Below are 6,814 nucleotides of genomic sequence, written 5' to 3' on the forward strand. Positions count from 1 at the left end.
GGGCGGAAAGGTTGCTCGCCGGGCGTGTGGCGCTCGTCACGCCGGACTGCGGGGCTTACCGCGGCTGGCCGAGAAAGTTGCCGTAGACGTGGACCCGCCTGTGGTCCGCGTCATCGCCGAACGCCTCGTAGGTGTCCTCGCCGACGTCGCGGCTCGCGCCGTCATGGCTGTACCTGGCGGTGAACATGTAGGTCCCGGCGGGCAGCGTGGCGCTCTGGCGCAGCGTGAAGTGGTAGAGCAGCGCGTCGGACCGGCGCTCCACCGACGCGGTGATCACGCCGGTCGTGACGTCGTGGGTGGAGCCCTGCTCGGCGAGGCCGGGTGTCAGTACCAACCGGATCGTCAGGTCGAGCGTGGTGAGGTCGGCCTGGGCCTTGAGGGTCACGGTGCTGGTACCGCCGTCGGTCGAGCCCTCCGACCAAAGGCTGCCCTTCTCCACCTTGGTGTCACCCGGATGGCCGCGCACCTCGGACGACGTCGGTGCCGACGAGGACGGCGGCACCGACGTCAGGGTCGACGACGGCGCCGGAATGCCCGGCAGGAAGGTGGATGCGGACGGGCTGGGACCGGTCAGGCCGGTGGTGTTCGGCATGCTCGCCGGCGGTGCGACGGCCGGCGTGTCGTCGTCGGCCAGGCCTCGGGTCACCACCCAACCGAGTCCGAGCACCGTGGTCACGGCCACCGCGGCCGCGGCCAGGCGCACCGTCTGCCCTCGGACCCGTGCCCGGGACGCGCGGTTGGCCGCGATCCGGTTCAGCATCGCCGCCCGGTCGGGCTCGTGCTCGCCAGCCAACCGGCGCAGCTCGGTGCGCAGAAAGCTCTCCGGCGGCCGCCCATGCTCATTCACCGCGCCACCCCCCGACCCGCTCGATGATCTGACGGTCGCCGAGCAGCTCGGCCAGCTGATGGGCGCCCCGGGACGTCTGGCTCTTCACCGCACCGACCGAGATGTCGAGGATCGTCGCGACGTCCTGTTCGGACAGATCAAACGCGTAACGCAACACCACGCACGCTCGTCGCCGATGCGGCAACACAAGCAGCGCGCGACGCACCTCCAGCACAGCCGGCACATCCGGCTGCACGCGATCAGGATCACCGCCGAGAACACCGAGCAACCGCAGGCGCCGGCGAGCGCGGCCCTGCCGGCGGATCCAGTTGCGGGTCAGGTTCGCCACGATCCCCCGGGCGTACGCGGCGGGATCTCCAGCCGCGGCGACCCGGTCCCAGTGCTGCCATACCTCGGTGAGGGCGTCGGCGGCCAGATCGTCGGCGACGGACGTCTCGCCGGTCATCAGAAAGGCCAGTCGGGACAGCCCGGCATAGTGCTGCTCGAAGAACGCGTGGAAGGCGGCGTCACGCAACGGCACGACCTTCCATCCCGGCGACTGTCCACATGGGCGTGATGACGATAGAAGCCCCACCCCACCCACGCAACCATCGCGCCGACGACCCAGCCGCCCTGTTCCCCGAAGCGTTGACGTCACAACGAAAGAACCTTAACCTGCTCATGAGAGCGCTCTCACCGTCTGTCGGACCGCCCACCCTGCATCGGGAGGTCTCGTGTTGAGGGCTGCTCTTCTCACCCTGGTCTGACTGGATCGGTCGTTTCTCACCCTCGAATTGAAACGTTACAGCCCGCATCTCGGAGGTAGTCGATGCGCACAGTCAGCCTGGTGAGTGCCTTACTCCTGGCGGGTTTGGCAACGCCGCCGCCGACACAAGCCCAGACCGGTCCCCCACCGTTGCCTGCCGCCCTGGCCGCCGTGGCGGCGCCGCCCGGTGCGATCGAGGCGCTGAACCTGTCGCCGACCTCCCGGACGGTGCGGCCGGTCGCCGTCCACAGCACGGCCGGATCGGTGACCAACCCCCAGAACGTCCTGTCCGGGCAGCCGACCCGGCTCTCCGGGACCAACTCGTCGATCACACTGGACTTCGGCAAGGAGGTCGGCGGGATCGTCACCCTCTCGTTCGGCGCCACCAGTGACGCGCAGCGGGTCGGGCTCGCGTTCACCGAGTCGTCCCTCCACATCGGACGCGCGAGCGACGCGAGCAGCGGTGGCAACGCCGATGGCGCGATCTACGGCAACGCCACGACGAACGGCACGTACGTGATGCCCACGGCGAGGCTGCGCGGCGGGTTCCGTTATCTGACGATCTTCATGAACACGGCCGGTTGGGTGGATCTCACCGGCGTGTCACTCAACTTCACGCCCGCGCCGGGCAAGACGAACCCCGCCGCCTACGCGAACTACTTCTACTCCAGCGACAACCTGCTCAACCGGATCTGGTATGCCGGCGCCTACACCGTGCAGACCAACATCATCGCGAGCAACCAGGGCAGAGCCTGGCCGCCACCACAGTCCGAATGGGACAACAGTGCCGTGGTCGGGGTGGGCAACTCCGTGCTGGTCGACGGCGCGAAGCGGGACCGGACCGTCTGGCCCGGCGACCTCGGCATCGCGGTCCCGACCGCCTACGCGTCGATGAACGAGCTGGAATCGACCCGCAACGCGCTGTCCACCATGTACGGCGCGCAGGCCGCGAACGGGGAGATCCCGTGGTCCGGGCCGGTGTTCAACCTCACGGGATCGGACACGTACCACACGTGGACCCTGCTCGGAACATCCTTGTACTACACGTACTCCGCCGACCGGGCCTGGCTCGACTCGGTGTGGTCCAACTACACCCGCGGGATGCAGTTCATCACGGCCAAGATCGACGGCAACAACCTGCTCAACGTGACCAGGACGCAGGACTGGGCGCGTGCCGGCCAGGGCGGGGAGAACATCCAGGCCAACGCGTTGCTCTACGCCGCGCTGACCGGCGGCGCCCACCTCGCGACCGTCAAGGGAGACAACGGGTTGGCGACGAGCTACGCCAACAGGGCGGCCGCGTTGAAAGCCGCCGCGAACGCACGCCTCTGGGACGCGGGCGCCGGCATGTACCGCGACAACCCCACCAGCAACCTCTATCCGCAGGACGGCAACTCGCTCGCCGTCTGGTACGGCCTGACCGACTCACCGTCGAAGGCCACCAGCATCGTGCAGAAGCTCAGCGGCCGGTGGAATGCCTTCGGCGCGTCAACTCCTGAGTGGGGCGGCGGTGTGCACCCGTTCACCGGCGGCATGGAGGTGCACGCGCACTTCACCGCTGGCGACGACTTCACCGCGCTCGCACAGATCCGCCGCACCTGGGGCTACATGCTGGACAGTCCGATCGGCACGAAAAGCACCTTCTGGGAGGGCATCAACGCCGACGGCGGCCTCGCCTACGGCGGGTCGTTCATGAGCCTGGCACACGGCTGGTCGAGCGGCCCGACCTCGGCGCTGACCTTCCACGTACTCGGCACGGCACCGGAAACCCAGGTGGGGCAATACCGGTTCGTTCCACACCCCGGCGACCTGACCAGCGCCGAGGGCCGTATCACGCTGCCGCAGGGGCAGCTGAACGCCGCGTGGTCCCGCAATCCTGGCGCGGGCACCTACACCGCCCGGCTCACCAGTCCCGCCGGCACGACGGGCCGGATCGGCGTGCCCAAACTCGGCGGCACCAACGTTTCGGTGTCGGTCAACGGTGGCGTCGTGTGGAGCAACAACACCTTCACCCCGCGCCCGGGGATCGACGGCGCCTCTCAGGACGGCAACTACGTGTACCTCACCGGCGTCACTCCGGGCACGTACGACGTGACAGCCACCGGACTGGGCAACCCCAATCCTCCCCCACTCCCCATCCCGGCCGGTTTCACGCACTGCGCCAACGAGAACGGTCAATGCGTCTTCACCGGCACGCGGAATGTGGCCTATGGCGCCGGAAACCACACGTTCAGGACGGCGACCTCGTCGACCGCCTGCACGAACGAGGCGTTCGGCCTCGACCCGGCGGCGAACCTGCTCAAGTCCTGTTACGTGGCACCGCTTGGTGGCCCGGCCGGGTACACGGAGTGCGCGGCCGAGAGCGGTACCTGCTCCTTCACGGGATACGGCCGCACCGTCGCCTACGGCGCGAACGGCGCCTTCATGTACCGGGTGTTCAGCGCCAGCACACCGTGCACGAATTCCGTGTTCGGCGATCCGATCGGCAACGTCGTGAAATCCTGTTACGTCGCGACGGCCGGACCGCCCGCCGGCGGCTGGAGCCAGTGCGCGGGCGAAGGCGGCTCGTGCCCGGCTGTCAACGGTCTGCCTGTCGCCTACGGGGCGTACGGCGCGTTCCGGTACACCACCGCCGCCGGAAACATCGGGTGTACGAACGCCTCGTTCGGCGGAGACCCGATCCCCGGCGAGGCCAAAGCCTGCTACACCAAGGATGGCGCCCCACCCGGCTACTCCACCTCGTGCGCCGGTGAGGGCGGCACGTGCGGGTTCGCCGGACAGCGCACGGTCGCCTACGGCGCACGAGGCGCGTTCGTCTACCGGACGTTCACCGGCGGGACGCCGTGCACGACCGCGGCATTCGGCACCGACCCGCTGAACGGGGTCTCGAAGTCCTGCTACCTGACCCCGTAGCGTCTCGGTCCGCTATGGCGGCCGGGTTGTTGACCCGGCCGCCTCTGTCGACGACGACCATGCCGTCGTCCTGTGCCGCGGTGGGCAGGCCGGGGTCGACACCGACGAAGGTGTCGCCGCCGATGAGGAGGTCGGCGGTCTCCCAGTCACCCATCATGGGGTTCATGCTGTAGACGTGGCCAGGAGGGCTCAAGACGATGGTGGTGGTGACGTGAACGTGCTGGACAGATTTTCGTTGCAGGGTAAGAAGGCATTGGTCACCGGCGGGAACCGCGGTTTGGGCAAGGCCTTCGCCGTGGCGCTGGCGCAGGCCGGAGCCACGGTCGCCTTCTGTGGACGCGACGCGGACCACAACGACGCGGCGGTCCATGACGCGGCCGCGCAGGGAATCGACCTGGTGCCGGTCACCGCCGACATCACCGACGACGGCGAAGTGGACCGGATGACCGACCAGGTCGTCGAGGCGCTTGGCGGCCTGGACATCCTGGTCAACAACGCGGGAACGTGCTTCCACAACGAGTCCTGGCACGTCACCGACGCGGAATGGTCCGCGGTCTTCGACCTCAACGTGCGGGCGTTGTGGAAGTGCAGCCTGGCCGCCGGCCGGAACATGGCGGGTGGCGGGTCGATCGTCAACATCGGGTCGATGTCCGGCCTGATCGTGAACCGTCCACAGTGGCAGCCCGCCTACAACGCCTCGAAGGCAGCCGTTCACCACCTGACGAAGTCCCTCGCCGCGGAGTGGGCACCGATGGGTATCCGCGTCAACGCCGTCGCCCCCGGCTACGTCAAGACCGAGATGGCCCCGGTCGACCGGCCCGAGCTACGCCGGTACTGGATCGAGGACGCACCCCAACAGCGGTACGCACTGCCCGAGGAGATCGCGCCCAGCGTGGTGTTCCTCGCCAGCGACGCCGCGAGCTTCGTCACGGGCTCGGTCCTCGTCGTCGACGGCGGCTACACCGTCTTCTGAGACTCCGCAAAGGACTATTTCGCTGAGGCGGTCACCTCCCTCGCCGCCGTGGGGTGGCTCGGCGCAACTCCACCGCCGACTACACATCGTCGTTCGGGCGGTCGGCCAACAACGGCCGCGACGGATCCCACTGTGTGCCGTCGCGGGTGTCGCGTCCGCGGCGGGCGATCGCGGACAGTGCCTCCAGCACCACGCGGTTGGCCAACGCGGCGGTGATGTCGGCGTGGTCGTACGGCGGGCTCACCTCCACCACGTCCACGCCGACCACCGGCAGTTCCAGACAGATCCTGCGCACCGCGTCGAGCAGTTGGCGGGCGGAGAGGCCGCCGGGTTCCGGTGTGCCGGTGCCCGGCGCGTGGGCGGGGTCGCAGACGTCGATGTCGACAGACAGGAAGACACCCTCGCACTCGTCGGTGGCGATGGCGAACGCCTCCGTGAGACAGTCGGCCAGCCCCCGGTGCACGATCTCGGTCATCTCGTACGAGCGCATCCGCTGTGTCGCCATCCAGTCCAGCGTCTCCGGCGGTGGCCAGTAGCCGCGCAGCCCGATCTGCAGGAAACGATCTCCGCGCAGCGCGCCGGACTCGATCAGCCGGCGCATCGGCTGGCCGTGGCCCCACAGCGAGCCGAACTCGATGTTGCCGGTGTCGGCGTGCGCGTCGAAGTGCAGCATCGACACCCGGCCGTGGCCGAGGACGTTCGCGACTCCCTTCGCGTCCGGGAACGCGATCGAGTGATCGCCGCCGAGCACCACCGGGATCGCACCCGAGCGGGTCACCCGCTCGACGACAGCTTCGAGTGCGGGTAGCGCGGTCTCGATATCGCCGGAGTACATCTCGACGTCGCCGCCGTCGACGACGTTCAGGTCGACCAGACCGTCGGTGCGCAACGCGAGACTGGGCCGGGATCCGTCATGGCCGAGGTAGTCGCGCATCCGGATCGCCATCGGGCCGAACCTCGCGCCCGAGCGGGCGGAGGTCCCGCCGTCGAAGGGTGCGCCGAGGATCACGACCTGCGCGTCGGCGTACGACGCCGGGTCGTCGAGGTCGCACATCGGCACGCCGAGGAAGGTGAAGTCAGGACCGAACTGTGCGCCATAGCGAGTCATTGCACCAGATGCTCGTGCGGGCGCATGGCGTGCGCCGACTCGTGGATGATGGTCTCGCCACGGAAGAACTCCGGTTGTCGCGCCCGCATGATGAACATGAAGACCAAACCGACCAGAATCAGCCCGAGGCCCAAGATAAGTACCAGCCCGATACCGCCAATGCTGGCGCCGCTGCCATAATCCGGGGAAGCGCTGTCCCACAAGGTTTTGCCCAAGACGAAGAACAGC

General features: G+C 68.6%; 6 protein-coding genes. 2 read left to right on the top strand and 4 right to left on the bottom strand.

Going from position 1 to position 6,814, the window contains the following annotated elements; translation table 11 throughout:
* Window positions 1-55: 55 nt before the first annotated feature.
* Together VF106_RS24400 and VF106_RS24405 are read right to left on the bottom strand one after the other, a co-directional pair.
* Complete coding sequence (locus tag VF106_RS24400) at window positions 56-847, bottom strand: hypothetical protein (RefSeq protein WP_330842142.1); 792 nt, start codon at window positions 845-847, stop codon at window positions 56-58.
* Window positions 840-1,361: a SigE family RNA polymerase sigma factor gene (locus tag VF106_RS24405; protein ID WP_330842143.1), complete on the bottom strand. Its 522-nt coding sequence runs from the start codon at window positions 1,359-1,361 to the stop codon at window positions 840-842. Before VF106_RS24405 ends, VF106_RS24400 begins: the two co-directional genes overlap by 8 nt.
* Before the next feature lie 312 nt (window positions 1,362-1,673).
* Here VF106_RS24405 and VF106_RS24410 point away from each other — a divergent pair, with 312 nt between their 5' ends.
* Together VF106_RS24410 and VF106_RS24415 are read left to right on the top strand one after the other, a co-directional pair.
* On the top strand, window positions 1,674-4,505 hold the full coding sequence (locus VF106_RS24410) for an alpha-L-rhamnosidase-related protein (RefSeq protein WP_330842144.1): 2,832 nt from the start codon (window positions 1,674-1,676) through the stop codon (window positions 4,503-4,505).
* 217 nt (window positions 4,506-4,722) lie between these two features.
* Window positions 4,723-5,478: an SDR family NAD(P)-dependent oxidoreductase gene (locus tag VF106_RS24415; protein ID WP_330842145.1), complete on the top strand. Its 756-nt coding sequence runs from the start codon at window positions 4,723-4,725 to the stop codon at window positions 5,476-5,478.
* Window positions 5,479-5,557: 79 nt separating this feature from the next.
* Here VF106_RS24415 and speB read toward each other — a convergent pair whose 3' ends face one another.
* Window positions 5,558-6,586, bottom strand: coding sequence for an agmatinase (gene speB / locus VF106_RS24420; protein WP_330842146.1), 1,029 nt, complete (start codon window positions 6,584-6,586; stop codon window positions 5,558-5,560).
* Window positions 6,583-6,814 (bottom strand): hypothetical protein (locus tag VF106_RS24425; protein ID WP_330842147.1); only part of this gene is annotated, 232 nt, incomplete at its 5' end. The genes speB and VF106_RS24425, both read right to left, overlap by 4 nt.

The sequence above is a fragment of the Actinophytocola sp. genome (genome assembly GCF_036378875.1).
Classification (GTDB): domain Bacteria; phylum Actinomycetota; class Actinomycetes; order Mycobacteriales; family Pseudonocardiaceae; genus Actinophytocola.

Bases quoted from the DNA above. Each gene is read 5' to 3' on its own strand.
- speB (WP_330842146.1), bottom strand. From the start codon at position 6,586: ATGACTCGCTATGGCGCACAGTTCGGTCCTGACTTCACCTTCCTCGGC.